This is a genomic window from Bacillus sp. MBGLi79, assembly GCF_002953915.1.
Map to the genome: position 1 here is coordinate 3,496,583 of NZ_CP026521.1, position 1,346 is coordinate 3,497,928.

Annotated in this window: 1 protein-coding gene; it reads right to left on the reverse strand. The window is 47.4% G+C overall.

Features of this window, described 5'->3' with window-relative positions; translation table 11 throughout:
- Window positions 1-1,155: argininosuccinate synthase (locus C1T29_RS17870; protein WP_208945515.1), on the reverse strand; the 1,155-nt coding region annotated here is incomplete at its 3' end.
- Window positions 1,156-1,346 lie beyond the last annotated feature (191 nt).

Here is a 1,346-nt window from a genome sequence, read left to right on the forward strand (position 1 = left end):
CCCCAGCTCGATACAGCCGACGGCAGCGTGATGATCGAACGCATCGTCTTTTGGATACGTCGCCAGTTTTTCATCATACAGGGAGTATTCGGATTTACGCCCTTCAACGATCGCATGGCCTTTGAACAGCTTGACGCGGACGACGCCCGTGACATGCTTCTGCGTTTCTTTCAGGAAACCGGAAAGCGCGTCTTTAAGCGGAGAAAACCACAGGCCGTTATAGATCACTTCAGCCATTTTTTGTTCGATCAGAGGTTTGAAATGCGCCACTTCTTTTACTAATGTCAAATCTTCAAGCTCTTTGTGCGCCTTCATCAAAGTCATCGCGCCCGGGCATTCGTACACTTCGCGTGATTTGATGCCGACAAGGCGGTTTTCAACATGGTCGATGCGCCCCACTCCATGCGCGCCCGCCAGTTCATTCAGCTTTAAAATCAAGTCTGACAGTGAGTAATGAGCGCCGTCAATGGAAACCGGAATGCCCTCTTCAAAAGCGATTTCGATCACATCGGGGGTATCCGGTGTTTTTTCAAGCGGCTTCGTCAAATCATAAGCCCCTTCAGGAGGCGCCGCCCATGGATCTTCCAGAACTCCGCATTCATTGCTTCTGCCCCACAGGTTCTGGTCAATTGAATACGGGCTGTCAAGATTGATCGGAATCGGAATGCCGTGCTTTTCTGCATACGCGATCTCTTCGTCGCGCGACCATTTCCATTCGCGCACAGGTGCCAGCACCTCTAAATCCGGATTGAGCGATTTAATGGACACCTCGAAGCGCACTTGGTCATTTCCTTTGCCTGTGCAGCCGTGAGCCACGGCTTGGGCGTTCTCTTTTTCAGCCACTTCGACCAGCTTTTTGGCGATCAGCGGTCTGGACAGAGCTGATACAAGCGGGTACTTTCCTTCATAAAGCGTATGGGCCTGGAGGGCGGTCAGTGCAAACTCTTTCGCAAATTCTTCTTTTGCATCGATAACATATGAATTAGAAGCCCCGACTTGAAGCGCTTTTTGCTGAACAAATGCGAGATCCTTTCCCTCCCCGACGTCAAGGCAGCAGGCCACTACATCATATCCCTGTTCCTGCAGCCATTTTATCGCGACAGAAGTATCAAGTCCTCCTGAATATGCTAAAACCACTTTTTTCTTTTGCGTCATTTTGAAAAACTCCTCTCATCTCGGTGCTCTTTTTTGTATAAAAATAAATTTTATTTAATAAAAATACATTTAATATGTATACACTTTAACAAGGAAGTCTGGTTTTTTCAACCTTTTTGTAAAAAAAACTTCATTCATTTTTTATGAATGAAGTTCAGTGCATATTCAGCGTTCAGCCGGAGGGCTTTCCG